General features: G+C 68.3%; 25 protein-coding genes, 1 tRNA gene and 1 other RNA gene. 9 read left to right on the forward strand and 18 right to left on the reverse strand.

Annotated elements, in window-relative coordinates; all coding sequences use genetic code 11:
• The first annotated feature begins 101 nt into the window (after positions 1-101).
• Entirely contained in the window at positions 102-1,766 is a 1,665-nt protein-coding gene (locus ACW17Y_RS14395) for an amidohydrolase (protein WP_492036360.1), read from the forward strand.
• Between the two features lie 61 nt (positions 1,767-1,827).
• Here ACW17Y_RS14395 and ACW17Y_RS14400 read toward each other — a convergent pair whose 3' ends face one another.
• The gene (locus tag ACW17Y_RS14400; protein WP_492036361.1) at positions 1,828-4,479 is read right to left on the reverse strand and encodes a TonB-dependent receptor domain-containing protein; all 2,652 of its coding nucleotides are present in this window, start codon (positions 4,477-4,479) and stop codon (positions 1,828-1,830) included.
• A gap of 82 nt (positions 4,480-4,561) precedes the next feature.
• Positions 4,562-6,061, reverse strand: a complete 1,500-nt coding sequence (locus tag ACW17Y_RS14405; protein ID WP_492036362.1) for a beta-helix domain-containing protein — start codon at positions 6,059-6,061, stop codon at positions 4,562-4,564.
• 301 nt (positions 6,062-6,362) lie between these two features.
• Here ACW17Y_RS14405 and ACW17Y_RS14410 point away from each other — a divergent pair.
• Positions 6,363-6,436: transfer RNA gene (locus ACW17Y_RS14410), tRNA-Gly, on the forward strand.
• A gap of 33 nt (positions 6,437-6,469) precedes the next feature.
• Here ACW17Y_RS14410 and ACW17Y_RS14415 read toward each other — a convergent pair.
• From ACW17Y_RS14415 to ffs, 12 genes are all read right to left on the reverse strand, one after another.
• Positions 6,470-7,441, reverse strand: a complete 972-nt coding sequence (locus ACW17Y_RS14415; protein ID WP_492036363.1) for a TraB/GumN family protein — start codon at positions 7,439-7,441, stop codon at positions 6,470-6,472.
• Positions 7,442-7,482: 41 nt separating this feature from the next.
• Positions 7,483-8,082, reverse strand: coding sequence for a hypothetical protein (locus ACW17Y_RS14420; RefSeq protein ID WP_492036364.1), 600 nt, complete (start codon positions 8,080-8,082; stop codon positions 7,483-7,485).
• A complete protein-coding gene (locus ACW17Y_RS14425) occupies positions 8,079-8,273 on the reverse strand; it encodes a helix-turn-helix transcriptional regulator (protein WP_428150936.1) in 195 nt (64 codons plus the stop codon). Before ACW17Y_RS14425 ends, ACW17Y_RS14420 begins: the two co-directional genes overlap by 4 nt.
• 4 nt (positions 8,274-8,277) lie before the next feature.
• Positions 8,278-8,718, reverse strand: coding sequence for a hypothetical protein (locus ACW17Y_RS14430; protein WP_492036365.1), 441 nt, complete (start codon positions 8,716-8,718; stop codon positions 8,278-8,280).
• Positions 8,719-8,810: 92 nt separating this feature from the next.
• Positions 8,811-10,034, reverse strand: coding sequence for a DNA recombination protein RmuC (locus tag ACW17Y_RS14435; protein WP_492036366.1), 1,224 nt, complete (start codon positions 10,032-10,034; stop codon positions 8,811-8,813).
• Positions 10,035-10,231: 197 nt separating this feature from the next.
• Positions 10,232-11,251 (reverse strand): SPFH domain-containing protein, encoded by a 1,020-nt coding sequence (locus ACW17Y_RS14440; protein ID WP_492036367.1) that lies wholly within the window; start codon positions 11,249-11,251, stop codon positions 10,232-10,234.
• Positions 11,252-11,274: 23 nt separating this feature from the next.
• Complete coding sequence (locus tag ACW17Y_RS14445) at positions 11,275-11,511, reverse strand: hypothetical protein (RefSeq protein ID WP_492036368.1); 237 nt, start codon at positions 11,509-11,511, stop codon at positions 11,275-11,277.
• A gap of 64 nt (positions 11,512-11,575) precedes the next feature.
• Entirely contained in the window at positions 11,576-12,178 is a 603-nt protein-coding gene (gene recR / locus ACW17Y_RS14450; RefSeq protein ID WP_492036369.1) for a recombination mediator RecR, read from the reverse strand.
• Between the two features lie 16 nt (positions 12,179-12,194).
• The gene (locus ACW17Y_RS14455; RefSeq protein ID WP_492036370.1) at positions 12,195-12,524 is read right to left on the reverse strand and encodes a YbaB/EbfC family nucleoid-associated protein; all 330 of its coding nucleotides are present in this window, start codon (positions 12,522-12,524) and stop codon (positions 12,195-12,197) included.
• 32 nt (positions 12,525-12,556) lie between these two features.
• On the reverse strand, positions 12,557-14,398 hold the full coding sequence (locus tag ACW17Y_RS14460; protein ID WP_492036371.1) for a DNA polymerase III subunit gamma/tau: 1,842 nt from the start codon (positions 14,396-14,398) through the stop codon (positions 12,557-12,559).
• Positions 14,399-14,625: 227 nt separating this feature from the next.
• Positions 14,626-15,084 carry a DUF3597 domain-containing protein gene (locus tag ACW17Y_RS14465; RefSeq protein ID WP_492036372.1) on the reverse strand — a complete coding sequence of 153 codons (459 nt, stop codon included), beginning with the start codon at positions 15,082-15,084 and terminating at the stop codon, positions 14,626-14,628.
• A 207-nt stretch (positions 15,085-15,291) separates the two neighbouring features.
• An RNA gene (gene ffs, locus ACW17Y_RS14470) (signal recognition particle sRNA small type) lies at positions 15,292-15,385 on the reverse strand.
• A 74-nt stretch (positions 15,386-15,459) separates the two neighbouring features.
• On the opposite strand from ffs, the gene nudC reads away from it, so the two are divergent.
• Positions 15,460-16,383: an NAD(+) diphosphatase gene (nudC, locus tag ACW17Y_RS14475; RefSeq protein ID WP_492036373.1), complete on the forward strand. Its 924-nt coding sequence runs from the start codon at positions 15,460-15,462 to the stop codon at positions 16,381-16,383.
• On the opposite strand, the gene ACW17Y_RS14480 is transcribed toward nudC, so the two are convergent.
• Positions 16,380-17,072, reverse strand: coding sequence for a 3-deoxy-manno-octulosonate cytidylyltransferase (locus ACW17Y_RS14480; protein WP_492036374.1), 693 nt, complete (start codon positions 17,070-17,072; stop codon positions 16,380-16,382). The genes nudC and ACW17Y_RS14480 overlap by 4 nt on opposite strands.
• A 182-nt stretch (positions 17,073-17,254) precedes the next feature.
• Here ACW17Y_RS14480 and ACW17Y_RS14485 point away from each other — a divergent pair, with 182 nt between their 5' ends.
• Positions 17,255-17,983, forward strand: coding sequence for a c-type cytochrome (locus ACW17Y_RS14485; protein ID WP_492036375.1), 729 nt, complete (start codon positions 17,255-17,257; stop codon positions 17,981-17,983).
• Positions 17,984-18,057: 74 nt separating this feature from the next.
• On the opposite strand, the gene ACW17Y_RS14490 is transcribed toward ACW17Y_RS14485, so the two are convergent.
• The gene (locus ACW17Y_RS14490) at positions 18,058-18,837 is read right to left on the reverse strand and encodes a C40 family peptidase (RefSeq protein ID WP_492036376.1); all 780 of its coding nucleotides are present in this window, start codon (positions 18,835-18,837) and stop codon (positions 18,058-18,060) included.
• A 216-nt stretch (positions 18,838-19,053) separates the two neighbouring features.
• Between ACW17Y_RS14490 and ACW17Y_RS14495 the strand changes: the two genes are divergently transcribed.
• A complete protein-coding gene (locus tag ACW17Y_RS14495) occupies positions 19,054-19,551 on the forward strand; it encodes a hypothetical protein (RefSeq protein WP_492036377.1) in 498 nt (165 codons plus the stop codon).
• On the opposite strand, the gene ACW17Y_RS14500 is transcribed toward ACW17Y_RS14495, so the two are convergent.
• Complete coding sequence (locus ACW17Y_RS14500) at positions 19,518-20,909, reverse strand: leucyl aminopeptidase family protein (protein WP_492036378.1); 1,392 nt, start codon at positions 20,907-20,909, stop codon at positions 19,518-19,520. The two genes, ACW17Y_RS14495 and ACW17Y_RS14500, sit on opposite strands and share 34 nt — an antisense overlap.
• A gap of 72 nt (positions 20,910-20,981) precedes the next feature.
• On the opposite strand from ACW17Y_RS14500, the gene ACW17Y_RS14505 reads away from it, so the two are divergent.
• The gene (locus ACW17Y_RS14505) at positions 20,982-21,806 is read left to right on the forward strand and encodes a tetratricopeptide repeat protein (RefSeq protein WP_492036379.1); all 825 of its coding nucleotides are present in this window, start codon (positions 20,982-20,984) and stop codon (positions 21,804-21,806) included.
• 3 nt (positions 21,807-21,809) lie between these two features.
• Here ACW17Y_RS14505 and ACW17Y_RS14510 read toward each other — a convergent pair whose 3' ends face one another.
• Positions 21,810-22,385: a DUF4168 domain-containing protein gene (locus ACW17Y_RS14510; protein WP_492036380.1), complete on the reverse strand. Its 576-nt coding sequence runs from the start codon at positions 22,383-22,385 to the stop codon at positions 21,810-21,812.
• Between the two features lie 147 nt (positions 22,386-22,532).
• Here ACW17Y_RS14510 and ACW17Y_RS14515 point away from each other — a divergent pair, with 147 nt between their 5' ends.
• The 3 genes from ACW17Y_RS14515 (at position 22,533) to thrS (ending at position 25,271) form a co-directional block, all read left to right on the forward strand.
• Positions 22,533-22,988: an iron-sulfur cluster assembly scaffold protein gene (locus tag ACW17Y_RS14515; protein WP_492036381.1), complete on the forward strand. Its 456-nt coding sequence runs from the start codon at positions 22,533-22,535 to the stop codon at positions 22,986-22,988.
• A gap of 82 nt (positions 22,989-23,070) precedes the next feature.
• Positions 23,071-23,340, forward strand: coding sequence for a membrane protein insertion efficiency factor YidD (gene yidD / locus ACW17Y_RS14520; protein ID WP_492036382.1), 270 nt, complete (start codon positions 23,071-23,073; stop codon positions 23,338-23,340).
• Positions 23,337-25,271 (forward strand): threonine--tRNA ligase, encoded by a 1,935-nt coding sequence (gene thrS, locus ACW17Y_RS14525; RefSeq protein ID WP_492036383.1) that lies wholly within the window; start codon positions 23,337-23,339, stop codon positions 25,269-25,271. The genes yidD and thrS overlap by 4 nt, the downstream gene beginning before the upstream one ends.
• Positions 25,272-25,293: the final 22 nt, after the last annotated feature.

A 25,293-nucleotide genomic window follows, 5' to 3' on the forward strand; every position in this document is an offset into this window, starting at 1 on the left:
GGTGTTTTGAAGTCCGGGCCGACCGCCGCTCCACCCGGCCTTGACCTTCGCGCGCCGATCCCCGCAACTCCCGGTCCGATTTCCGCCAGTCCGGTGACCGCATGCTTCGAACCTTCCTGACCGCCGCCGCCTTCGCTGCCCTCGCTCTTCCGGCACAGGCGCAGGACCTCCTGATCCGGGGAGGGACCATCCACACCGGCAATGTAGCCTCCCCCACCGCCGAGGTTGTCATCGCCCGCGCCGGCCGCATCGCATACGTCGGTCCGGCCGACGGCGCGCCCTCGACCGAGGGCCTGACCGTCATCGACCTCGATGGCGCGACCCTCTTCCCCGGCTTCACCGACGGCCACGCTCACCTCGACGGCATCGGCTGGCGCGAGCTGACCCTCAACCTCGAAGGCTCGACCTCCGTCGTCGACGCCATGGCGCGGCTGACGGCCTGGGCTGAGGCCTATCCAGACGGCCCCATCATCGGCCGCGGCTGGATCGAGACCCGCTGGCCGGAGAGCGCGAACGGGGCCCGCTTCCTGACCGCCGCCGACCTCGACGCCGCCGCTCCCGGCCGCATCGTCCTGCTGGAACGCGCCGACGGTCACGCCATCACCGCCTCCTCGGCCGCCCTCGCCGCTGCCCACATCGACGCCTCGACCGTCGCGCCATCGGGCGGCGAGATCGCCAGGGGCCCCGACGGACGGCCGACCGGCTTCATCGTCGACGCCGCCATGTCCCTGCTCGCCCCCCTGATGCCCCAGGCCGATCCCGAGGCGAAGCGGAACGCCTATCGCGCCGGCTTCCGGGTCGAGGCGCGCTACGGCTGGACCGGTGTCCACTTCATGAGCGCGCCCTGGTCCGACATCCCCCTGCTGGAACAGATGGCCGAGGCCGGCGAGGCGCCGCTGCGCATCTACAACTCGGTCACCCCCGACGGCGGGGCCGCCCTGGTCGCCTCCGGTCCGCGCAGCGTCGCCGACGGCCGGATCATCACCCGGGCCATCAAGTATTATGTCGACGGCGCCCTCGGCTCGCGCGGCGCGGCGCTCCACGCTCCCTACTCCGACGCGCCCCACACCTCCGGTCTGATGCAGACCACGCGCGAGGAGATGGTCCCCCTCTATGAGAACGCCCTGCGCAGCGGCATCCAGGTCGCCACCCACGCCATCGGCGACCGGGGCAATACCGAGGTGCTCAACTGGTACCTCGACGCCATGTCCGAGGTTCAGCCCGGCGACCGCGCCATCCGGGATCCGCGCTGGCGCATCGAGCACGCCCAGATCCTGCGGCCGCGCGATGAGATGATGTTCGCCGGGATGGGCGTCATCGCCTCCATGCAGCCCAGCCACGCGATCGGCGACTTCCACTTCGCCCCGGCCCGCCTCGGCGACGCCCGTCTGGACGGCGCCTACGCCTGGCACAGCCTGGTCGATATCGGCGTCATCGTGGTCGGCGGATCGGACGCCCCGGTCGAACGCGGCGATCCCCTGATCGAATTCTACGCCGCCGTCGCCCGTCGCGATCTGGAGGGTTTCCAGGGGCCTGACTGGCGCCCGAACGAGGCCGTCGACCGCGCCACGGCGCTCAAGATGTTCACCCTCTGGCCGGCCTTCGCCTCATTCCGAGAGGACGAACTGGGCACGATCGAGGTCGGCAAGCGCGCCGACTTCACCGCCTTCGACATCGACCTGATGACCGTCCCCGAGGCCGACATTCCGGGGGGCCGTGCGGTCCTGACCGTCGTCGATGGCGAGGTGGTCTACCGCGCGGACTGAAACAGGAAAGGGCCGCCCACCTCGCGGTGGACGGCCCCGGTCTTTGAAATCGCAGGCCTGCCTAGAAGCGGGCGGTCAGGCTGACCGAGGCGCTGGAGCCCAGGTCGTAGTTGTTGATGCGAACCTTGTTCCCGAGCTCCTGATACTCGTCGAAGTCGGTGCCCAGCAGGTTACGGACCTCGAGGGCGAAGCCCACATCGCGGCCCATGGCCTCGAAGTCCTTGCGATAGACGAAGTCGAGGAAGACGCCCGGCTCCTGGATATAGTCCGGCTCGCGGCTTCCGGCGACACCCGCCCCGCGGGCGGTGATCCGCTCGGACACATAGTTGACGATGAAGGTCGCCTGCGACCGCGCCATGTCGTCTTCCCAGCCCAGTTGCAGGTTGGCGACGTGTTCGGACTGTCCCTGAAGACGGCTTCCGTCGGTGATGAAGAAGGCCGCCTGTTCCGGCGTACCCGCGCCGCCCAGCGTCAGCACGGTGTCGGACCGGTCAACCGACACTTCGGAGTCCGAGAAGGTGTAGTTGGCCTGCACCAGCCACCGCTTGTTGGCGATGAAGGACATGCTGTTGTCCGGGAACTCGAAATACTTCTTGGCCTCGACCTCGGCCCCGATGATCGTGGCCTCCGGCGCGTTCAGGAAGGACTGCTGGCGCTGGTTGCCGACATCGACGATCACGGCTTCGACCGGCTTGTCGAGCTTCTTGTAGAAGACCCCGGCCGTGACGAACTGCTGGCGGGCGAAATACCACTCGTAACGGGCATCCAGGTTCAGCAGTTCGGTATCGACCAAGTACGGGTTGCCGATGAAGGTCCGGTCGCTTTCCGGGTCCGTGTAGGACTGGGGCGCCAGTTCGCGGAACTGGGGACGGCCGATAGTCTGGGACGCGCCGAAGCGCAGTTGCATGTCCTCGGCGAAGTTCCAGGTCACGGTGCCGGCGGGCAGATAGTACTGCTCCTCGAGACGGGTGGAGCCGAAGGTGGCCGAACCGCCAAACAGGTCGCGCGGGGTCACCGACTGTTCGGCGTCCTCGAACCGCACCCCGACAGTCAGATTGACCAGCGGAATGATCTCGGCATCGACCTGTCCGTAGACGGCGTTGACGACGAGCTCCCCGTCATAGGCCGCCGCGCCGTTCGAGCCCGTGATCTCGTTGAGCTGGAGGGTCACGTCGTTGATGTTGAAGTCGGAGAACAGGAAGTCGACGCGGCTCTCGGTCTGCTCGACAGTCAGACCGTTCGGAGAGATGAAGCGCAGGTCCCGCCGGACCGAATCCCGCGTGTTTTCGTACAGGGCGAAACCGCCGCTGACCGTCAGTTCGCGATAGTCGGACAGGGGAATGGTGTAGGCGAGGTCCGCGCCGCCCGAATAGACGTCATCGCTCAACTCGCTGAACGAGATCAGATTGCGTTCGAGGTCGTGGACGAAGTCGCCCGCCGCATCCTGGCCGTATCCGAAGCGGGTCTCATAGGGCGCATCCCGCGAGGTGGTCGCGTAGGCCGCGCGCCAGTCCAGGTTCAGCGCTCCATCCATGAAGGCGTGCTCGCCGGCCAGCTGGGTCGAGAAGAGCTGGCGCACGAACCATTCGGTATAGTCGTCACGCAGGATCGAACCGCCGGCGTCGAAGTCCGGCCCGACCCGCGAACGGGCCTCCTTGGTCGTGTTGCGGACGTAGAAGTTGGTCCACTTGACCTCGTGGTCCAGGCCCGACAGCGAGAGGCCGCCGAGAAGGTTCAGCTGGACGTCGTTCTGGGTCGAATCATAGGCGTAGCTCGTCGAGGCGACGATGTTGGAGCCCGAGAACTGGCCTTCCTCCTGGAAGCCCGAACGGGTCCGCCAGCTGTTGTCGTAACCGGCCGAAACGATCACGCCCAGGGTGCCGATCGCTGTCTCGTGGGAGAAGCCGCCGGTGGCTTCCAGCCCGACGTTGACCGGGATTTCCTCGATCTGCAGCAGACGAAGCGGCGCGTTGACCAGCGACTGGCCGATGGCCCGCAGTTGGGCGTTGGTATAGTTCGGCCCCGCCTGAATCTGGCGGCCCGAGTTGAAGGCAAGGGCCAGCGGACCCGGAATGTCGCGGGTATCGTCGTCGAAACCGAGGAAGTCGGTGCGACCACCGAAGTAGATCAGACCTTCCTGGGCCGTCGTCTCGGTGTTGCCGCTCATCGACGCGCCGAAGGTGAAGAAGGGCTCGTTCGGGGCGTCGATCGTCTGCAGATCGATGACCCCGCCGCCGAACTCGCCGGGATAGTTGACCGAATAGGTTTTCTGAACGGTCACGCCATCCAGAATGCTGGAGGGGAACAGGTCCAGGGGCACCACCCGCTGGAGCGGTTCAGGCGACGGCAGGGGCGAACCGTTGAGCAGGGCCGAGGAGTAACGCTCGCCCAGGCCGCGGACGTAGATGAAGCGGCCTTCGACGATCGACAGGCCGGTGACGCGGGTCAGGGCGGCGGCGGCGCTGGCGTCGCCAGTGCGCTCCAGGTCTTCCGACGTCAGGAAGGCCGCGACCTCGGGGCTCTCGCGGTTGGGCTCGGGGATGTAGCGACCCAGGACGACGATTTCATCGACCTGAGTGCTCTCGTCCTGAGGCGCGGATTGCTCGGCGGGGGTCGGCTCGAGCGGAGCCGTCTGGGCATGAACCAGCCCGGGCGCGATGAGCGCGCTGGTGGCCAGGAGGACCCCTGTCAGGGTCAGGGAAAGCGTCTTCATGATCTGCGCCTCGAAGGGGTTCAAACGGAAAGCGGAAAGGTCGGCGGCGACCCCTCACGGGACCGCCGCCGTGCTTCCGTGATCAGCAGGCCGTGGAGTTCAGGCCGCAGGACCAGCCGAGGTACCAGGTGTCGGCGGCGTTCTGGACGGCGCCGATGTAGGTGGTGGCGGTGAAGAAGGGATAGACCGCCGGGGCGTTGACCGGCGTCACGGCGGTTTCGTTGGCGCCGTTGATGAAGGTCAGGACCTGGTTGGTCAGCACGGCGCCCGACGGGGCCGTCAGGGTCGAGGTGCCGGCGGCGGTGTTTCCACCGCTCGGCGCCTGGGCGAACGTCGCGGTCGAGCGGGCGACGTTGGCCGCGCGGTACGAGACCGGGCAGGACATGAAGACCGCGTTGAACGTCGGCTGGCTGGTCGCCGTGTCGGCGTCGGCGATGTCCAGGCAGCCGGCCAGCGAACCGGCGGCGGCGGTGAAGACCGAGTTGATGATCGTCGCGTCCGTGCCCGTATCGAAGTGGGCGACGGTGTGGGCGTCGATCGGCGAAACGCGGCCGACCAGGGTGAAGTTGGCGATCTTGGGCTGGGACACGTAACGCGAGGCCAGCGGCGTCGCGGCCGGGGCGGCCGAGAATTCGAAGCCGGCCGAGCGGCTGGTCGAGTTCGGCGCGCGCTGGGTCACGATGCCGAACTGTGCGCCGCCGCGCCAGCCGGTGTCGGTGTCCAGGCCGTCATCGTCGGCGCCCGTGATCACGACGCGGCGCAGGTTGACGTTGCCGCCGAAGATTTCGATGCCGTCGTCCGACGAGTTGTGGATCTGAACGAACTCAACCGTGGTGCCCGAACCGACGCCGGCCATGGTCAGGCCCTGCAGTTCGTTGCCGGTCGAGATCTCGAAGCCCGAGAACTTGATCTGGACGTAGCGGATACGGCCGGAGTTATCGGTCGGGGTGTTGCCGCCGTAGAAGGCCGAAGTGCCTTCGACCTGGCCGGTGCAGGTGACCGGGGCAGTCAGCTGGCAGTTGGCCTGCGGCGCGCGGCCGGCGATGACCAGACCGCCCCACTGACCTTGCGAGGTCAGGGTGGTGGTGCCTTCGATGTTCTGGCGGCTGGTGAAGATGATCGGGTTGGAGGCGGTGCCTTCGGCGAAGATCTGCGAGCCGCGGTTGACGATCAGATAGTCCGATCCGCCCGAGGCGAAGATCTTCACGCCCGGGTCGATCGTCAGGACGCCCTGGACGCCGGTGGTCGAGGCCGGGTCAAGGCCACGGTCGAGGCCGACCTGGGTGCGGCCCGAGATGGCGTAGATGGTGCCGGCGCGGACCGACAGGGTCAGGTTGCCGGTGATGTCGGCCGGCAGCTGGCAGGCGCGCAGGGTGCCGCCGGCGACGACGCCGACGTTGGCCAGACCAGCCGGGCAGTCCGCAGCGGGGGTGCCGGGGGGCAGCGGGGTCGGACCCGTGCCGCCACCGCCCGTGCCGCCGCCGAAATCACCCTCGCCGGGGGACGCCACTTCGGCGGAGCCGCAGGCGGCCAGCGCCATCACGGCCGCACCGGCCATCAGAACCTTGGTCAGACGAAGCATCGAGTTCCCCTCGGGTTGGAAATGTGCGGAACGCCGCGCGTCATTCCGACACGTTTCCAGCGATCCCGAGCGCCGCCTTTAAGAGGTCATTGCAAAGTTGAAGTGACAGAAAATCGTCGGATTATTACAGTTGATCCGATGCCTGATCGATATTCGTCAAATCATCGCGGCGAATACTTTGCATCAGATTGACGACAGGCGCTCCCTATCCGGAACGATTGTCACAAGACTGAATAATTCCGGCGCCGCGCGGTCCGCACTTGAGCGCCGGGCGCTTTGCGTTAGGTTGCCGGCAGCTTCCGCGGGCGTGATGTAGTGGTAGCCTGAAAGCTTCCCAAGCTTTTCGTGCGGGTTCGATTCCCGCCGCCCGCTCCAGCCGTTTCCCGACAGTGCGACAGGCCGACGCGCCTACCGGCGCGTGACCTCGACGCCGCGCGCTTCAAGGATTTCCTGGACGCTGTCGTCACCGGCGAGGTGGGCGCTGCCGACGGCAATGAACGTCGTGCCTGACCCCGCCAGGATGGTCTGGATCTCGTCGGCCCAGACGGTGTTGCGGCGGGTGAGCAGCGCGTCATAGACCTCCTGCGAAGCGGTGCGCATATCGATGACGCCGACGCGGTTGATCGTCTCGACGTCGCCGACGGCCCAGGCGTCGACAAGGGTGTCGAGCTCGGTCGTGGCCTCGTCGAAATCCTCCAGCGTCGACCGCAGGAAGGCGAGCTGCGTCTCCTGGGACAGGCCGGCCAGGATCTCGACCTGCCGGTCGATGGTCTCAAGCCCGGTGACCGGCTTGCCGGCCTCCTCGGCGCGATGTTTGAGGATCAGCTCGACGCCCGAGGCGGGATCGTAGCCGGCCTTCACCAGAGGAGCGACAGACAGGGACAGGGCGACCAGCCAGGGACGGAGGGGGTCGAACTGTGCGGCGCTCCCACCGATGGAGCGAGCGGCCGTATCAAGAGCAGCGAGCTCCGCCGGCGTCAGCAGGCTGGACAGGGGCGTCTGGGGCGACAGTCCGTGCTGCTGGATCAGGGGCATCAACGCGGCCTGATCGTCGGGGTTGGAAATCTCGAAGATGACATTCTGGCTGGCGTCAAAGGCGGCATCGACCTTGGCCGAACCCCAGGGGGTGTCGGGGCGCAGCACATGGACCGTGCCGAACAGATAGATGGTCGAATCGGCGTCGGAGACGGACCACAGGGCCGGGCCCTCGCCGGTCGCCTGGACGATGGCGGCATGGTCGTGAACGTGCGCGGCGTCCTGGGCGAAGGCCTTGGGCGCGCCGGCGAGCAGGGCGGCGGCGAGGCTGACCCCAAGGGCCGCGCCGACGGCGATCCGCCCCATCGAGGCGGTGGAGTTCTTCAGGCGGCTGACGAGCGGCATGGTGTCGAATCTCCGGTTCCGGGAGGAGGCGCGATCCGGGCTCACGTGAGACCCCGGCGCACGGAAGGGACGATGGAAGAGATCAGATAGACGACCATCAGGATGCCCGACATCCCCCAGGCGCTGATCGGCTCGATCAGGGCCAGACGTTCGGCGCAGGCATAGAGGAAGAAGGCGCTCTGCAGGCCCCAGAAGGCGATGGTCGAGGTGTCCGTCATGAGCCGCCGCATCATCTCGTCGGCGCGGCGCCACACGATCACGTTGGCGACGGTCTGCAGGGCGAAGGCGGCGACGATGCCGGCGAAGATCCAGAGGGGCGGGAGGGAGGCCGGAGCCACCATCGGGACGAGGAACATCAGGCCGGCCAGGGCGAAGACGACGATCTGCAGCAGGCCGCATCCGGGTAGAACGGCGGACGGTTTGATCAGCATGGTGACGCCGCTGAGCGCCGCGATCGTCAGGAGGCCGAAGGCGACCGCGAAGGCGAGACTGTCGTCCCAGGTGACGGCCTGCGCCTCCAGATCGGCGAACTGGGCGGCGAGGTATCCGGACGCGCCGCCGAGGATCGCGAGGCCCGAGAACATGGCGGCCTTGACGAGCAGGGATGTCGGACGGGTTTCGTACTGGATGGCCATGATCAAGCCTCGTCTGAAAAGATGGATTCGATCGGCTGGGAGAAGACCCGCGCAATCTTGAAGGCGAGCGGCAGGGAGGGGTCGTAGCGACCCGTCTCCAGCGCATTGACGGTCTGGCGCGAGACCCCCAGGGCAGCGGCCAGATCGGCCTGGCTCCACCCCCGGTCGGCGCGCAGGGTTCTGAGGTGATTGTTCATGGGATCACCGCCGCTTCAGCCACCAGGCGGCCCAGGCGACGCCGTAACCGACCGTCTGGCAGCCCGCGACGAGGACCGCGCCCAACATCAGGATGTCCTTGACCGGCGCCTCGCCGAGATCGCCCACGCCGTAGCGAAGGGTCATCAGGATGACGCTGGCGAAGGCGAGACCGACGGTGGATCCCCACCACCAAGCCCATTTGTGGGCTTCCTGCGCGGCCTCATCGAGCCCCCTCCACCACCGGAAACAGGCCCAGAGGCCGGCGGCCATGGCCAGGGCCACGGCCGCGGCGATCAGGGCCGCGCCGCCGAGGCTGGCCTCGTCGGACGTCGCGCTGACGACGCCGGCCACTGCGCCGGCGGCCATGCCCGCCAGGACGCAGACACCCATGACGGCCCCGTAGCGCCTCAGCGGTTGTTCCGACACTCGAACCTCCAGAGCCATGACACGCATCCTCGGCGATATGACAAGGATGTTTTACATCGACCGCGCGGCTGATGTCAAGCGACCTTGTCAGAGGTCGAGGCGTCGGTCAATCAGGCGCCGGCGGCCTTGTCGTGGACAAGCTCCGGGCGGCTGAGGACGCGGGGCGACTGGTCGATGGCGGACAGCTCCGGCAGGTCCTTACCCTCATGGTCGACATGCAGGTCCTCGAACCGTTTGGCCGAGACCATGACCTGGCTCTCCAGCGACCCGACGAACTGGTTGTACTTGCCGACGGCCTGTTCCAGCGCCCGGCCGACGCCGAAGACGTGGCCGCCCATGACTGACAGGCGTTTGTAGAGCTCCTTGCCCAGCTTCGCGACCTCGTCGGCGTTGCGGGACTGCTCCTCCGCCCGCCAGCCGTAGGCGACAGCCTTGCAGAGGGCGAACAGGGTCGAAGGCGTGACGATGATGACGCGCCTCGCCATCGCGTCGGTCATCAGTTCCGGCTCACGGTCCAGGGCCGCCGACAGGAAGGCGTCCGAGGGCACGAACAGGGCGACGAAGTCGGGGCTGGGCTTGAACTGGTCCTGATAGGCTTTCGCCGACAGGTCGCGGACGTGGGTCTTGATGCTGGCGGCGTTGCGGGCGGACATGGCGGCGTCGCGCGCCTCGTCGTCGGGTTCGGCGGCGTCGGGGAAGGCCAGGGGGACCTTGGCGTCGATCACGAACAGGCCGCCGCCGGGCAGACGGACGAGGAAGTCCGGTCGCATCTGGCGACCCTCGTCGCTGGCGCTGGACGACTGTTCGGTGAAGTCGAACCGGCCCGCCATGCCGGCAGCCTCCAGCACATTGCGGCAGGTCTGTTCGCCCCAGCGACCGCGCCGGCCGGTGTTGCCGCGCAGGACTTCGGTCAGCCGCTTGGCCTCGTCACGCGTGGCGGTCGAGGCGATCATCAGGGCGGAGAGTTGCTCCTTCAGCGTGCCGGTCTCCTCCGCTCGCGCCTTCTCCAGAGCCGCGACCTGGGTCTCGAACTTGGCAAGGGTCTCGGCGACGGGCTTGAGCTGGGCCTCCATCCGCTCGCGGGCGACGCGGTCCTGGGCCTGGAAGGTCTCGGTAGCGCGGGTGACCATCTGGTCGGCGATGACCTGGGCGGAATGCGCCGCCTGGGCGCGCAGCAGATCGCCCATCGTGGTGCGGCTCTCCTCGACCAGGGCGACCTTTTCCTGCGCCGAAGTCAGGGCGTTCATCGCCTTCTGCCAGCCGAGGAAGGCCCAGAGGAAGCCGGCGGCGAGGGCCAGCGAAACGACGGCGAGGACGATCGAGAGCGTGTTCATGCTCCGTTCCTTAGCGGGAGTCGCGGCGGCGGGCCACGATCGATCCGGACCCGAAAAAACAGTCCGCCGAGTCCGGCGAGTCCGGGTTGCGGACCGGAAAAACAGTCCGGCGAGTCCGGCCAGTCCGGATCGAAGGCGGGGCGCGGTCGAACATGGTCAGCCGCTAACATGCGCATGCGTCGGAATCGGACGCATCCCTATTGCGCCGCCGCCGCTCCATCCCGCGAGGCGATCAGGGCCGAGATGTTGACGTCCGATCCAACCACGCAGGTGTCGGCGCTGAGGGGGCAGATGCCGAGCGTGCGCTCGACCTCGCGCAGACGCACCACCTCCGGGTTGGAGCGGATGGATTCGGCCAGCAGGCGGTTGGCCTCGGCCTGACCGCGCGCCTGGGCGATGCGGGCCTCGGCGTTGGCGCGCTCGAGATTGACGCGCTCGAGAGCGGCGCGGGTGTTCTGTTCGGCCGTGGTGCGCGACTGGATGGCGGCGACCACGCTCTCCGGGTAGCGGATCGAACCGACCCACTCCATGCGGATGATGTCGAGGCCTTGCGGCGTCCACTCGCGCTGGAGCGCTTCCATGGCGCGCTGAAGCACGATCTGACGGCCTGGGCCGATGAGTTGTCCGGGGCAGTCCTCGGCGTCCTGGGTCCCTACCGGCAGAGGCGCGCCCTCGACGGGTGCGACGGCGACGATCGGCGCGCGGCCCGGAGCCCCCATCTCGGCATTGCAGGCGACGGGAAGCTTTTCCGTCTCGCGGGCGATGGCGGCGCGCACCGAGGTCCGCAGCGGGCCGTCGATGAAGGCGTCGAATTCCTGGCGCCAGGTCGCATAGAGGTCGGCGGCCTTGTCCTCACGAACCTTGAAGGTCAGCGCGACGTCGGCCGTCATGGGCAGGCCGAGGACGTCGGAGAACATGATCTCCTCGTTCTCGCGGCCGTCGGCATTGGCCTCGCGCGTGTAGGAATAGGTGCGCTGGAGGGTCTGGTAGGTGCGGATCTTCTCGCCGATGCCTTCCCAGTGGAAGCCCGGGCCGAGTTCGTCGCGCTGGACGCCCGGGTTGGGACCGAACTTGGTGGTCTTGATGCCCATGTAGCCGCTCTCGACCGTGACACTGCACGACGAGACGCTGATGCCGCCGACGGTGATCAGGACGAGGATCAGCACGATCAGGGCGATGGTCCGCCCCGCCGAGGCGCCGGGAAGGGAGGGCTTCAAACGGCTTACGCCGGCGCTGAATGTCATTGGTAGTTTCCCCCGGCGCCGAGCGCACGCGACGCCCAGGCGAATAATTTCCACGCAGCCCAGACGAGGGCCAGAACACCGGCGATGCCGACGACCGAGGCGGTGATCAGACTGCCCGCGAAATGCGCTTCCAGGATCGCCGGCACGGCGTAGCGAACCAGGAAGATGAAGCCGATCACGAGGGCGGCGATGCCGGCGGAGGCGCCGAGCGCCACCCTGATCTCACGTCCCATCGCACGGCCCTCCATCGACGGGATCAGAGCGTGTTTGGCGGAACCGTTCAACCCCGGCGTTTCGTCACGCGGGTCGTCTGGCCCGCAGCGCCTGGACGATGGTGCCATCGTCGAGCCAGTCGAGGTCGCCGCCGACAGGGACGCCCCGGGCGAGTGAGGTGATCTCGACGTCATTTCCGGCGATCCGGTCGGCGAGGTAGTGGGCGGTGGTCTGGCCGTCGACAGTGGCGGGCAGGGCCAGAACGACCTCGCGCACCTCTCCGCCCTTGACCCGGCCGATCAGTTCGGAGACGCGCAGGGCGTCGGGGCCGACGCCGTCGAGCGCGGACAGAAGCCCGCCCAGCACATGGTATTTGCCGCGGAAGGCGCCGGACCGCTCCATGGCCCAAAGGGAGCCGGCCTCCTCGACCACGCAGATCAGGGCGTTGTCACGGGCGGGGTCCGAACAGATCGAGCAGGGGTCGCGGGTGTCGGGTGCGCCGCAGACCGAGCAGGACACGACCTTGGCCGCCGTCTCGGCCAGCGAGGCGGCCAGCGGTTCAAGCAGTTGCTCGCGCTTCTTCAGCAGGGCAAGGGCCGCGCGCCGGGCCGAGCGGGGACCCAGCCCCGGCAGCTTGGCCAGGAGCGAAATCAGGCGCTCGATCTCGGGTCCGGCGGAGGCGGCCATTTTTCAGCAGCTGGGGCTAGAAGAGTTTCGGCATGCCCGGGATGTTCATCCCCGCCATCGGGCCGGCGGCCTCGCGCATGAGCTCGGCGTTGATGGCGTCCAGCTTGCGTTTGGCGTCGGCGTGGGCGGCGACGATCAGATCCGACAGGATCTCGGTGTCCCCCGGCACCATCAGGCTGTCGTCGATCTTCACCGCGGTGACCTCGCCGGGGCCCTTCAGGCCGATCGTGACGAGGCCGCCGCCGGAGGTTCCCTCCGCGGTGGTTTCGGCCATTTTCGCCTGGGCGTCCTGCAGCTTCTGCTGCATCGCCTGGGCCTGTTGCATCAGGGCGTTGAGATCTTTCATGGGCTCTAGATAGGGTCCTTCACTCGGGATTTTTAGTCCTGGTCCTCGTCAGCCTCATCCGGGATGGCGGGCATCTCGACCGAGGGGGCCAGCGTCTTGATCTCGCCGACGACGGCGCCGGGGAAGGCCTCCAGCACAGCCTTGACGAAGGGATCGGCCTCGACCCCCGCGCGGATGGCGGCCGTGGCCTTCTTTTCCTGTTCGATCAGGGTCTCGCCGCCGCCCTGGCCGTTGGCGATGACGAACCACTGGCGGCCGGTCCAGTCCTTGAGCCGCGACGACAGGCGGGTGGCGAGGTTGGCCGGGGCGCCGTCGACCGGCTCATAGGTCAGGGCGCCGGGCTTGAAGGAGACGGGGCGGACGTAGCGCTGCACATCCATCTGCAGGGCGATTTCACGCTTCTCGCCGATCAGGGCGACGACGGCCTCGAAGGTCTGCGGATCGGGCAGGGAGGGTTGAGCGGCTGGACGCATGGCCAGCTGGGCCGAGGCCCCGCCCCCGCCCCCGCCGCCGCCCCGGGGCGCGCCCGAGCCGCCCGGGGCCTCGCCGTTCTGGAGCTTCTTCAGCGCCTCTTCCGGGCCGGGAAGGTCGGCGGCGTAGGCAAGGCGGACGATGGCCATTTCGACGGCGTCGGCCGGCGACGGGGCGCGACGCACTTCGTCCAGGGCCTTCAGCAGCATGGACCAGGTCCGCGACAGGGTGCCGGCCGAGACCGCCGCGCCCATGGCGGCCAGACGCTGGGCCTGGTCGTTGGGCAGGCGGGTGGCGTTGGGCCCGAGCATCTTGGCGACCGAGGCGGCGTGGCAGTGTTCGAGCAGGTCGTTGGTGACCTGGACCGGGTCTGCGCCGTAGCCGTAGAGGGTGCGGAAGGTCTCGATGGCCTCGGGCGTGCGGCCGGCCATGACCTGTTCGAACAGGGCGATGGTCTGGCTGCGGTCGGCGAGACCGAGCATGTCGCGGACCGTGTCGGTGGCGACCGGCTCGCCCTTCTCGCCCTGGACCAGGGCCTGATCGAGCAGGGAGAGGCCGTCGCGGACCGAGCCCTCGGCGGCGCGGGCGATCAGGGCGAGGGCGTCGTCCTCGACCTTCATCCCCTCCTTGCCGGCGATCCGGGCGAGGTGTTCGACGAGGATTTCGGGCTCGACGCGACGCAGGTCGAAACGCTGGCAGCGCGACAGGATCGTCACCGGGACCTTGCGGATCTCGGTGGTGGCGAAGATGAATTTGGCGTGGGGCGGAGGCTCTTCGAGCGTCTTCAGCAGGGCGTTGAAGGCCTGGTTCGACAGCATGTGGACTTCGTCGAGGACGTAGACCTTGTAGCGGGCCTCGACCGGCGCGTAGCGCACGCTTTCGAGAATATCGCGGATGTCGTTGACGCCGGTGTGGGACGCGGCGTCCATCTCCATGACGTCCATATGCTGGCCGGCCATGATGGAGGCGTCGTGGCGGCCGAAGGCGGTCAGCTCCAGCGAGGGCCGGTCGATGACGTCAGTCTCGTTGTTGAGGGCGCGGGCGAGCAGACGGGCCGTGGTCGTCTTGCCGACCCCCCGGACGCCGGTCAGCATGAAGGCGTGGGCGATGCGGCCGGTGGCGAAGGCGTTGGTGAGCGTTCTCACCATTGCCTCCTGACCGATCAGGTCCTCGAAGGTCTTCGGCCGGTATTTGCGGGCGAGGACGGTGTAGGCCTCGCCGTCGCCTTCGACCGGGGCGGGCGTGGAGACAGTGATAGGTTCGACCGGCTTCGCCTCGGCGACAGGATTTGAGTCCGGCGCAGGGGCGGGCGCGCCGAACATGTCGTCGGTGTTCTCGTCGCGCTCTGGGGCGTCGTCTTCCGCCCAGGGCGGATCGCCGGAATCAAGGTCGACGTCGGTCATGGGACCGTCTTACCGCGAGTAAGGCGGACCGCGCGACTCTCTGTCCCTTCTTTCGTCATCCTCCGGTGTAGCGCAGCGAAGACCGGGGGACGCACCGGCGCCGAAGGCGATCTGTTCACTCACAATGTCGAAGTGACGGTGTCCGCGACAGGTTCGCGCTCTCGCGCGCCGCTGGGTCCCACGGTCTGCGCCGCAAGGGCGGCTTGCCGGAGGATGACGAAAGGAAATTACGACGTCATATCGCGGGGCAGCTGGCCGCCGTTGTCCACGATCTTCTGGATCACCTGCTTGTGCAGCCAGATGTTCATCGAGGCGCTGTCGGACTTGTCGCCGGAATAGCCGAGCTCGTCAGCCAGTTCCTTGCGCTCGGCGAGCGAGCTTTCCATCCCGAGCAGCTTCATCAGGTCGACGATCGACGTCTGCCAGTTCAGCTTCTGGTCCCGCTGCTCGTTCATGAAGTTCAGGATGCCGGCGACATCGACGGGTTGAGCAGGTTGAGGCGCCGTGGCGGCGGCGGCCGTCACCTGAGGCTGAACCGGCGTGGATGTCGGCGCAGGCTGGGCCGGCGCGTTCGGGGCCGCGGGCTTGTCCTTGTCGCGGTTGAAGATCTTGCCGAGGATGTTGCCGAGAATGCTCATGGTGTCGCTCCGGTTGGACTGGCCAAGGGAGCGGACGGGAGCGGCCAAGGTTCCCATCCTCCCCCGATGGGGGAGGTGGCTCGAAGCGAAGCGCAGAGACGGAGGGGGCTGACGGCGAATTCTGTGTCTGGTGTGAGCCCCCTCCACCCCCGCGCAAGCGCGCGGCGGTCCCCCTCCCCCTGCGCTGCGCTTTGGGGGAGGAATGCGCTCAAGCAGCGAGCGACGGCGTCGCGAGCGTTAGCGCACCAAAGGAGGGAGAGTGGAGACCGCGACCCGAAGGGGAATTCGTTGTGGCTGCTGCCTTCCGGCCCTGACCAGGTTGGCGAAGCCTTCGCCCGCGATCTCCGAGTTCCATATCGCGAATCGCGACGGCGAGATCAAGGCGCCTCTCCCCGAGCGATAAGAACCCGGTTAGGAAGCGACATGGCCCTCCCCGTCCTCAATACCTTCGCCGGCAATCCGCTGGATCGCGCCGGAGACTTCCGCAATACGCCCGAGTGGCTGGTCGAACAGGGCGAGAGCCCGGATGCGCTGGCCATGGTCTTCTGGGACGGGCAGCCGCTGCTGGAGGACCACCCGGACGGGCCGCGCCTGGCCTGGCTGGCGCTGACCCATGCGCGGGACGTGATCCGCGACGCCGATCGCGAGATTTTCCTGGGGCTGTGGAAGTCGGCTCCGGTGTTCGCCGTCGAGTTCGAAGGGCCATCGGATCCGGCCGAGGGGCCGATCAAGGGTCTGGGCGCCTTCACCGGCCTTCGCGAGGCGGCGGCTGTGCTGTCGGGCCCCGAGGCGGCCATGGCGGGCGGGGCCAAGTCGCTGTTCGACTGGCGGCGGCGGCACGGCTTCTGCGCCAACTGCGGTCATGAGACGAAGACGGCGGCAGGGGGCTGGCGGCGGGTCTGTCCGTCCTGCACGGCCGAGCATTTCCCTCGCGTCGATCCGGTGACGATCATGCTGCCGGTGTTCGAGGGACGCTGCCTCTTGGGACGTCAGGCGGCCTGGCCGGCCGGGCGGATGTCTGCCCTGGCCGGGTTCCTGGAGCCCGGCGAGACGATCGAGGAAGCCTGCGCCCGCGAGATCAAGGAAGAGGCCGGGCTGACGGTGACGGCGGTGCGCTATCACTCCAGCCAACCCTGGCCCTTCCCGTCCCAGCTGATGATCGGCCTGATCGCCGAGGTGTCGGATGCGAATGCGACCCCGGACATGACCGAGCTGGAAGAGGTCCGCTGGTTGACGAAGGACGAGGCGCGGGCGGTCCTGGACGGCGCGCATGAGCTCAAGGCGCCGCCCAGGTTCGCCATCGCCCGCACCCTGCTCCAGGCGTGGGTTGACGGCTTCGAGGTCTAGGCCAGAGCCCGCGCTGCCTCCAGGTCCGCCGGATTGTCCACTGAGATGGGCGCTTCGGCGATCACCGCCGCCCAGATCGACAGGCCCAGTTCCAGCGCCCGCAGCTGCTCCAGCTTCTCGCGCTTCTCCAGCGGCGAGGGCGGGGCGGCGCAGAAACGTTTCAGGGCCTCGCGGCGATAGCCGTAGACGCCGATGTGACGCCAGACGGGCGCGTCGCCGTACAGGGTCGAGCGGGTGAAGTAGAGGGCGCGGCCGTGCCTCTCGCCCTCGGCAATCGCCAGCACCGCCTTGACCACGTCGACATTCGTGCGATCCGAGACATCGGCCTCGGGCGCGACCAGGGTCGCGATGTCGCAGGACGGCTCGCCGTGAAGGAGGGCGGCGCAGGCGGTGGCGATGCCGGGATCGGCGAGCGGCATGTCGCCCTGAAGGTTGATGACCGAATCATATTCGCCGTCGGGATCGAGCGTCTCCAGCGCTACGAGAACCCGGTCGGAGCCGCTCGGCAGGTCCGGATCAGTCAGGACGGCGCGGCCGCCCGCGGCCTCGATGACATCGACGATCTCCTGATCGCCCGCGGCCACGGCGACCGGCAGGCCCGACAGGACCGCCTGCTCCCAGGCCCGGATCACCATGGGTTTGCCGCCGATATCGGCCATCGGCTTGCCCGGAAGCCGGGTCGCCGACATGCGAGTAGGTATCAGTATCAAAGGCGTCACGGCAGGCCCTTCGGTCATGCGACGCCCCGACGCTCAAACTGAGGTCCGGGGCCGGTTGCGAAGGCGGCGCTAGCGTGTAAGAGACCGCCAATCAAGATTTCGCCCGGTTTGCCGTGCCGGCCGGGCCTCTAGAAGCGGGATGCGACGACGCGATGAGCGGCGATCTGAAGTGGAACAAGATTTTTGGCGCGGGCCTGGGGACGGTGTTCGCCATCCTGGTGGTCCAGCAGGTTTCGGGCGCGATCTACGCGCCGCATGCCCCGGAGAAGATGGGCTATCTGGTCAACGTCCCTGACGAGGCCGATGCGGGCGCCGCCGAGGCCGAGCTGGCTCCGGATTGGGGCACGGTCCTGCCGGTCGCCGATCTGGCCGCCGGTGAAGCCGCCTTCGCGCGCTGCCAGGCCTGCCACAACATCGCCGCGGGCGGCGCGAACGGCATCGGCCCGAACCTTTACGGCGTCGTGGGTGGTCCGGTCCTGCACAGCGCAGGCTTCGCCTATTCAGACGCCATGATCGCCCACAAGGCCGAGGCTCCGACCTGGGGCTATGACCAGCTGGACCAGTTCATCACCGCGCCGAACCGCTACGTCTCGGGCACCAAGATGTCGTTCGCGGGTCTGCGCGACACCCCGACCCGAATCAACCTGATCGCCTATCTGCGCAGCCAGGGTTCGGCCGGCTATGCGATCCCCGCGCCGGATCCCGCGCGTCAGCCGGGCGCCGCGGCTCCGGCCGAAGGCGAAGTTCCCGCCGAGGGCGCCGTCGCCGAGACGGCCGCCACGGAATCGGGCGCGGCTCCGGCCGAGGCCGCCACCGGCGCCGCGACGACCCAGACCGCTCCGGTCGCTCCGCCGGCCGCGACGAGCGCCCCGGCCCAATAAGGCCGGGGGACAGGACAGACTTCGGAACAGGCGGTCCTCACGGGCCGCCTGTTTTCGTTTCAGGAATGCGGAAATCAGAGGCGGCGGAACACGGCGGGCTCGAACCCGTCCGCCAGATAGCGGGCGTCGGCCCCGGCGAAATCCTCGACATTCACCACGCCGTGAAAGCCGGTGGCATGGATGACGCGGGTCTCGTCCAGCATGAGGGCCGAATGACCGGTCCAGCTGTGGTCGCTGGAAATGTTCAGCCAGACGACAATGTCGCCGCGCCGGGCCTGGGCGCGCGAGACGGCCACACCCAGTTCAGCCTGACCGTCGGAATGACGCGGACAGGCGAGGCCGCAGGCGAACAGGGCCTGTTGCACCATGCCGGAACAGTCGGTGGCCAGCGACGAGCGCGCGCCGAGGCTGTGGGGCACGCCGAGCAGGCGTTCGGCCACGGCGACGGGATCGGTCTCGAACTCGCCGATGGGCGCACTGTCGGCGGCCTGGTCGGTCAGGGCGTTCAGCGGCAAGGCGGACGTCGCGGAGGTGATGCGGCGGGTCGGCAGGGCGCGATGCGGAACGAGCGCGAAGGCGTCCATCCAGCCCACGGTTCCGTCGCGTCGGGCCTGGCCCCAGACGCGTCCGCCGCGCCGGTCCAGGACGTCGAAGATCTCGCCGTGCAGAAGCTGGTCGATCCGCTCGGAAACCGGATCAGCCTCGGCGTGGATGTCGGCGACGGGGACGGCGCCCCGCATCGGCTCGGTCGCGCGGAAGGCCTCGGCCCGGACGCGCCCTTCCAGCCCCTGCGCAGCCAGATCGGGCCGGGCGAGGGTGGTGCGGGGGTCGAAGTCGGTCGAGAGGTCGTTCAAGCGAAGGCCCTGACGGTTGGCTGATCCTTGTGACAGACGAAGGCGAAAGTCCCGTTAATGGCGAACATTTTAGTGGGCTATCGCTCGCCGCACTCCCCGTTCCGATCTCCGATCGGCCGGAGGACAGGCTCTGGTTCGCTGCTTGAGCCCGATCACAGCGATCTTGAATCACGCCTGCGCGACGCCAGTTCTGTCCGACGTGATCGCGGAGGGGTGATGCTGGTCCTGGCCTTGATGACGATGATGGCCGCGGCCGTCGTCGTTCTGTTTCCGGAGACGAAGGTCGCCCGGTCGCTGACCCACTGGCTGATCGAGGCGCCGGCGCAGTGGCTGAACCGGACGGCGGTGTGGCGGATATTGTTCTACGGCGGGCTGATCGCGGGCGGGTTCCTGGCCGCTCTCCTGTTCGAGGCGGAAGGGCTGGTCGTCTATCGGGCCATGGCGTCGGAGGTCATGATCTGGTCAATGATGTTCGACGTCGGGGTCGTGATCGACGCCCTGCTGATCACGACCGCGGTCATGGCGACCAACGGCCTGAGGGTCGTGAAGGCACGGGTCGAGACCCTTACCCGCCGCGTCTCCGTGACGGTCGCGACTCGATTCGCCGCACGCGCCACACGGCCTCGTCGGCCGGTGCGCCCGGGAAGAAAAGCCGCCGATGATGAAGGCCTTGGATGGGCTCAGCCCGCGTATCGCGCCTTCAGCATGGCGTAGGCGGCGCGCAGGCTCTGGGCCTCGCCGCCCTCGGGATGGCCGGGGCGGCCGCGGCTGTTCCAGGCGAAGACGTCCAGATGGGCCCAGGCGCCCGTGCTCGGCGCGAACTTTTGCAGGAACAGGGCGGCGGTGATCGATCCGCCCTGGGCCCAGGCGGCAGAGTCGTTCCGGACATCGGCGATGTCCGAGTCGATGGCGGCGCGATAGCCGGGCCACAGCGGCATCCGCCAGAGGGGGTCGCGGACCGCTTCCGCCGCCGCCAGCAGATCGGCGGCCAGGGCTTCGTCGTCGGTGTAGAGGGGCGGCAGTTCGGGCCCCAGGGCGATACGGGCAGCCCCGGTCAGGGTGGCGAAGTCCAGCGTCAGATCGGGTTCGTGCTCGCCCGCCCGCGCCAGAGCGTCCGCAAGGATCAGCCTGCCTTCGGCGTCCGTATTGCCGATCTCGATGGTCAGGCCCCTGCGGCTTTGCAGCACGTCGCCCGGCCGGAAGGCGTCGCCGGAGATGGCGTTCTCGACCGCTGCGACCAGGACCACCAGACGGATGGGGAGGTCGGCCTGCATGACCAGCCGGCCGAGCGCCAGGGCGTGAGCCGCCCCACCCATGTCCTTCTTCATATTGCGCATGCCGGCGGCCGACTTGATGTCCAGTCCGCCGGTGTCGAAGGCCACGCCCTTGCCTACGAGGGCGATCAGGGGCCGGTCGGTCCTGTCCAGATTCCAGCCGATCTCGATGATCCGGGGGGCCCGATGCGGCGCGGCGGCGCGTCCGACGGCGTGGATGGCCGGGTAGTTCTCCTCCAGCAGATCGTCGCCGGTCACCACCGAGATAGCGGCGCCGTTGGCCTCGGCGATCTCGCGGGCGATGGTCTCCATCTGCAGCGGGCCCATGTCGGCGGGCGGGGTGTCGACCATCTCGCGGGTCAGGGCGCAGGCTGCGGCGATGCGCAGGGCCTCGGCGATATCGAGACCGGCGGGCGCGACCAGCCGGACATCAGGGCGATCCTTCGACTTGTAGCGATCGAAGACATAGCGACCGAGCAGGAAGGCCAGGGCGGCGACACAGGCCTCCTCCGGTTCAGCCTCAAGGCGATAGAGGCCGGCCGGCAGCTTGGCCGAGAGGCCGCGGGCGCTCATCGGATCGAAGGCCTTGCCGGCGCCGACCAGCACATGATCGACAGCGCCATCTGCGCCGGGGACGACCAGCACCTCGCCCGGCTTGCCCTTGAATCCGAGCCGTTCAGCCCAGGCCCGGGCCGCAGGCGCCAGCACGCCTTTCGGGCCCAGGAAACGGACGGGGGTGGCGGTCACGGCCTCGGGGGCGTCTGAAGCGATGAGGGCGTCGGGCGAGACTGCGGACATGGGGCGGATATTAACCAATGCTTGACGCGAAGCGCCGATTCTTGAGGGGCAGAAATCCGATCGGACCGTCCCATGTCGCGCACCCGGGCCTCAAGCTCAATCGCACTGATCGCACTGACCGTCGTCGGCGGCCTGGCCCTGAACGGCCCTGCGTCCGCGCAGACCGAACAGGCCGCGCCTCGCGTCCCCGCGACGGCGGAGCAGCGCGCCGCCTACAGCCGTCTCGATCCTCTGGCGCGGTCGGTGTTCTGGTCGCGCGAGGTCGAGGTCAATCCGGCCGATCCGGTGGCGGGCGTGAAACTGGCCGAGGCTCTGCGTCAGATGGGCCAGAACGACCAGGCCGTGATCGCCGCCCAGCAGGTGCTGGTGACCCAGCCGCAGAACGTCGACGCCATGCTTGAGATCGGTCGGGCCCACATCGCGCGCGGCCAGGCCTTCTACGGCATCGGCGCCCTGGAACAGGCGAAGTCGCTCGCGCCCGACGACTGGCGGCCGCTGTCTCTGCTGGGCGTAGCCTATCAGCAGGTGCGCCGGGCCGAGGACGCGCGGATCGCTTGGAACGAGGCCCTGCGCCTGTCGCCGGACAATGCCGAGGTGATGAACAACGCCGCCATGGCCCAGATGACCGGCGGGGATCCGTCGGGCGCCGAGACCCTGTTGCGCCGGGCGGTGGCCCAGCCCAACGCCTCGATGCAGATGCGGCTGAACCTGGCCATGGCCCTGGGGCTTCAGGGCAAGCTACCCGAAGCCGAACAGATCATCCGCCGTGACCTGCCGCCGGACGCGGCCGAGCGCAATCTGGAATGGCTGAGGAACCAGACCCGGCCGGCGACGGCGCCGGTCGCGACCGACACCGCCTCCCCGGCCCTCGTCCGGACCTGGTCCTCGCTCCAGTAGGTCCTAGCTGCCCCGGACGGCGGCGAGCTCGAGGCGGGCCCGGAGGCGCTCGTCGGAGCCCACTGCGCCGGCGATCGCATTGAAACGATCCAGAGCCAGACCCGAGGACGTGACGCCGGCGGCCATGGCGGCCTGCTGTTCCGTCGTCGGCGCGGCGCCTCCGGCGGGCATGGCGGCGCGAACGGCGGCCATGGCGGCGCCGAACTGGACGACCTCGGCGTCGGTCACCGAGGCCGCGACCGAACCGGCCGGCGATTCGGGGGTGGCGAGCACGGCGAGGCGCGCCTGAAGCACGTCATCGGTCGAGACGGCCGTGGCCAGGGCGTTGAAAGAGGTGATGTCCATGCCCGCGGCCTGGATGGCGGCGGCCATGGTGGACTGCTGCTCGGCGGTCGGGGCCGAACCGTCGGTCGGGGACGCGGCGCGGACGGCGGTCATGGCGGTGCCGAAAGCCTGAAGCTGGGCGTCGGAATACTCGGTCGCCTGGGTTGCGGTCGTCAGCGGCGCGGCCGCGGAGGCCTGGGCGGCTCCCCCCAGCAGGGCGACGGCGGAAACAGCGGCGATCAGGGTCAGGCGCATGCAAAATCCTTGGCGTTTTGAAGACATTCGTGTCGGGAACGGAAAGAACGCTAACCCGGCAATCGTTCCGGTGGCAAATCACCGAACCTGACGCGCGAATGACCGCCCGTCTTCTCCGCAGAGGCCGCAGCGCCTATATCGGCGGACATGATCGACGATCTCTACAGCGCGCGCATTCTGACGCTGGCGGCCAACCTGCCGCACGCCGGGCGGCTGACTGCGCCGGAAGGCACGGGCGAGCGGGTCGCCAAGCTCTGTGGATCCAGGGCGACGGTCGACGTGGTTCTGGATGAAGCCGGCCGCGTCGCCGACTTCGCCCAGGATGTGAAGGCCTGCGCCCTGGGTCAGGCGGCGGCGGGGGTGGTCGGAGAGGTCGTCATCGGCGCCACGGCCGAGGACCTGCAGTCAGCACGCGACGCCATGCTGGCCATGCTGAAGTCCCGTGGCGAAGGCCCCGAAGGCCGGTTCGAAGGCCTGCGCGCCCTGAAGCAGGTCGCCGACTACCCGGCGCGGCATGCCTCGACCATGGTCGCCATCGAAGCGACGCTGGACGCCGTCCGCCAAGCGCTCACATCGCGAACCAGTCTCGCCGGCGCCGCCTAGGTCATTTTTCTTGGTCTATCGCGCTTCGCGCTACTTGAGACCGAGTTGCCCCTCGCCGCCCGGCAAGGGATAAGCCCGCACCATGGCCAGCCCATACCCCATGAAAGAGGGCAACACTCTCTACGAACGCGGCGTCCGCGCGGCCCATCGAGGCTACAAGGTGACGCTCAGTCCCTTCTTCGGCCAGTCGTGCCGGTTCCTGCCCACCTGTTCGGACTATGGCCGCGACGCCCTGATCCAGCACGGTTTGCGCAAGGGGGGATGGCTCACCGTGCGTCGGCTCTGTAAATGCCACCCCTTCGGCGGTTCGGGATACGACCCGGTTCCGCCAGTCGAGACGAACAACCCATGATCGAACTGAAATTCCCCGACGGCGCCACGCGCGAATATCCGGCCGGATCGACCGCCCGCGATGTGGCCCACGCCATCTCGCCCTCGCTGGCCAAGAAGGCCGTCCTGGCCGAGCTCAACGGCGAGCAGCGCGACCTGAACCGCGTGCTGGAGACGGGCGGCGACTTCCGCCTGATCATGCGCGACGACCCCGAGGCGCTGTACACCATCCGGCACGACACGGCCCACGTGCTGGCCGAGGCGGTCCAGAAGCTGTTCCCCGGAACCCAGGTCACGATCGGCCCGGCCATCGAGGACGGGTTCTATTACGACTTCTTCCGCGAGCAGCCCTTCTCGACCGACGACTTCGCCGCCATCGAAAAGGAGATGTCGCGCATCGTGGATCGCGACGCGAAGTTCGAGCGTGAGGTCTGGGACCGCGACGAGGCGATCACCTTCTTCGAAGCGCGCGGCGAGAAGTTCAAGGCCGAGCTGATCCGCGACCTGCCGGGCACGGACACGATCACCCTGTACAAACAGGGTGAGTGGATCGACCTGTGCCGGGGTCCGCACTTCCCCTCGACCAAGTCGGTGGGCAAGGCCTTCAAGCTGACCAAACTGGCCGGCGCCTACTGGCGTGGGGATTCCAACCGCGAACAGCTGCAGCGCATCTACGGCACGGCCTGGGCGACGAAGGAGGATCTCGACGCCTATCTGCTGCGTCTGGAGGAGGCCGAGAAGCGCGACCACCGCAAGGTCGGCAAGGCGATGGAACTCTTCCACATGCAGGAAGAGGGCCGGGGCATGGTCTTCTGGCATCCCAAGGGCTGGGTCCTGTGGCGCGTGCTGGAGGCCTATATGCGCCGCCGCCTCGATGCCGCCGGCTATGTCGAGGTCAAGACGCCCCAGGTTCTGGACCGCAAATTCTGGGAACAGAGCGGCCACTGGGACAAGTATCGCCCCAATATGTTCGTCTGCGAGACGGTCGAGGGCGAGGAACTGAGCCTCAAGCCGATGAACTGCCCGGGCCACGTGCAGATCTTCGACCAGGGCCAGCGGTCCTACCGCGAGCTGCCGCTGCGCATGGCCGAGTTCGGCGCCTGCCACCGGTATGAGCCGTCAGGCTCGCTGCACGGCCTGATGCGGGTGCGCGGCTTCACCCAGGACGACGCCCACATCTTCTGCCGCGAGGACCAGATCGTCGAGGAGACGTCGGAGTTCATCAATCTGGCCCGCAGCGTCCATGCCGATCTCGGCATGGAGACGGCCTATATCAGCCTGGGCACCCGGCCAGAGAACCGCGCCGGTTCGGACGAGTTCTGGGACAAGGCCGAGGCCCTGATGGCCGAGGCCGCCCGCGCCGCCGGGACCGAGCCGGTTGTGACCGAGGGTGACGGCGCCTTCTACGCTCCGAAGCTCGACTTCATCGTCAAGGACGCCATTGGCCGCGAATGGACCTGCGGAACGATCCAGCTGGACTATGTCCTGCCGGAACGGCTCGATGCGACCTACATCGCCGAGGACGGCCAGAAGCACCGGCCCGTGATGCTGCACCGGGCGATCCTGGGCAGCTTCGAGCGGTTCATCGGCATCATGATCGAGAACTACGCCGGGGCCTTCCCGATGTGGCTCGCGCCCGTTCAGGCCGTGGTGGCGACGATCACCTCCGACGCCGACGGCTATGCGGAAGACGTCGCCGCGAAGTTCAAGGCCGCGGGCCTGCGGGTCGAGACCGACCTGCGCAACGAGAAGGTCGGCTACAAGGTGCGCGAGCACTCGGTCGGCAAGGTGCCGGTCATCGCCGTCGTCGGTCGCAACGAGGCCGAGAAGGGCGAGGTCGCCATCCGCCGTCTGGGCTCCCAGGCGCAGGAATTGGTCTCTGTCGAGGAAGCCATCCGCATCCTGACGGACGAAGCGACGCCGCCGGATCTGAAGCGTCTCAAGGCTCTCTGAGTCGGGCCCCCGACACGGGAAC

It is taken from the genome of Brevundimonas sp. AVps7, assembly GCF_058681545.1.

What these genes read in the sequence shown, in the direction of transcription:
- ACW17Y_RS14445 (WP_492036368.1), bottom strand. Translation starts at nt 11,511, where the DNA reads ATGGGACGTGAGATCAGGGTGGCGCTCGGCGCCTCCGCCGGCATCGCC.
- ACW17Y_RS14435 (WP_492036366.1), bottom strand. Translation starts at nt 10,034, where the DNA reads ATGAACACGCTCTCGATCGTCCTCGCCGTCGTTTCGCTGGCCCTCGCC.
- ACW17Y_RS14405 (WP_492036362.1), bottom strand. Translation starts at nt 6,061, where the DNA reads ATGCTTCGTCTGACCAAGGTTCTGATGGCCGGTGCGGCCGTGATGGCG.
- ACW17Y_RS14505 (WP_492036379.1), top strand. Translation starts at nt 20,982, where the DNA reads ATGTCGCGCACCCGGGCCTCAAGCTCAATCGCACTGATCGCACTGACC.
- recR (WP_492036369.1), bottom strand. Translation starts at nt 12,178, where the DNA reads ATGGCCGCCTCCGCCGGACCCGAGATCGAGCGCCTGATTTCGCTCCTG.
- ACW17Y_RS14485 (WP_492036375.1), top strand. Translation starts at nt 17,255, where the DNA reads ATGAGCGGCGATCTGAAGTGGAACAAGATTTTTGGCGCGGGCCTGGGG.
- yidD (WP_492036382.1), top strand. Translation starts at nt 23,071, where the DNA reads ATGGCCAGCCCATACCCCATGAAAGAGGGCAACACTCTCTACGAACGC.
- ACW17Y_RS14510 (WP_492036380.1), bottom strand. Translation starts at nt 22,385, where the DNA reads ATGCGCCTGACCCTGATCGCCGCTGTTTCCGCCGTCGCCCTGCTGGGG.
- ACW17Y_RS14425 (WP_428150936.1), bottom strand. Translation starts at nt 8,273, where the DNA reads ATGAACAATCACCTCAGAACCCTGCGCGCCGACCGGGGGTGGAGCCAG.
- nudC (WP_492036373.1), top strand. Translation starts at nt 15,460, where the DNA reads ATGGCCCTCCCCGTCCTCAATACCTTCGCCGGCAATCCGCTGGATCGC.
- ACW17Y_RS14455 (WP_492036370.1), bottom strand. Translation starts at nt 12,524, where the DNA reads ATGAAAGATCTCAACGCCCTGATGCAACAGGCCCAGGCGATGCAGCAG.
- ACW17Y_RS14480 (WP_492036374.1), bottom strand. Translation starts at nt 17,072, where the DNA reads ATGTCGGCGACCCGGCTTCCGGGCAAGCCGATGGCCGATATCGGCGGC.
- ACW17Y_RS14515 (WP_492036381.1), top strand. Translation starts at nt 22,533, where the DNA reads ATGATCGACGATCTCTACAGCGCGCGCATTCTGACGCTGGCGGCCAAC.
- ACW17Y_RS14495 (WP_492036377.1), top strand. Translation starts at nt 19,054, where the DNA reads ATGCTGGTCCTGGCCTTGATGACGATGATGGCCGCGGCCGTCGTCGTT.
- thrS (WP_492036383.1), top strand. Translation starts at nt 23,337, where the DNA reads ATGATCGAACTGAAATTCCCCGACGGCGCCACGCGCGAATATCCGGCC.
- ACW17Y_RS14415 (WP_492036363.1), bottom strand. Translation starts at nt 7,441, where the DNA reads ATGCCGCTCGTCAGCCGCCTGAAGAACTCCACCGCCTCGATGGGGCGG.
- ACW17Y_RS14500 (WP_492036378.1), bottom strand. Translation starts at nt 20,909, where the DNA reads ATGTCCGCAGTCTCGCCCGACGCCCTCATCGCTTCAGACGCCCCCGAG.
- ACW17Y_RS14460 (WP_492036371.1), bottom strand. Translation starts at nt 14,398, where the DNA reads ATGACCGACGTCGACCTTGATTCCGGCGATCCGCCCTGGGCGGAAGAC.
- ACW17Y_RS14400 (WP_492036361.1), bottom strand. Translation starts at nt 4,479, where the DNA reads ATGAAGACGCTTTCCCTGACCCTGACAGGGGTCCTCCTGGCCACCAGC.
- ACW17Y_RS14430 (WP_492036365.1), bottom strand. Translation starts at nt 8,718, where the DNA reads ATGGCTCTGGAGGTTCGAGTGTCGGAACAACCGCTGAGGCGCTACGGG.
- ACW17Y_RS14395 (WP_492036360.1), top strand. Translation starts at nt 102, where the DNA reads ATGCTTCGAACCTTCCTGACCGCCGCCGCCTTCGCTGCCCTCGCTCTT.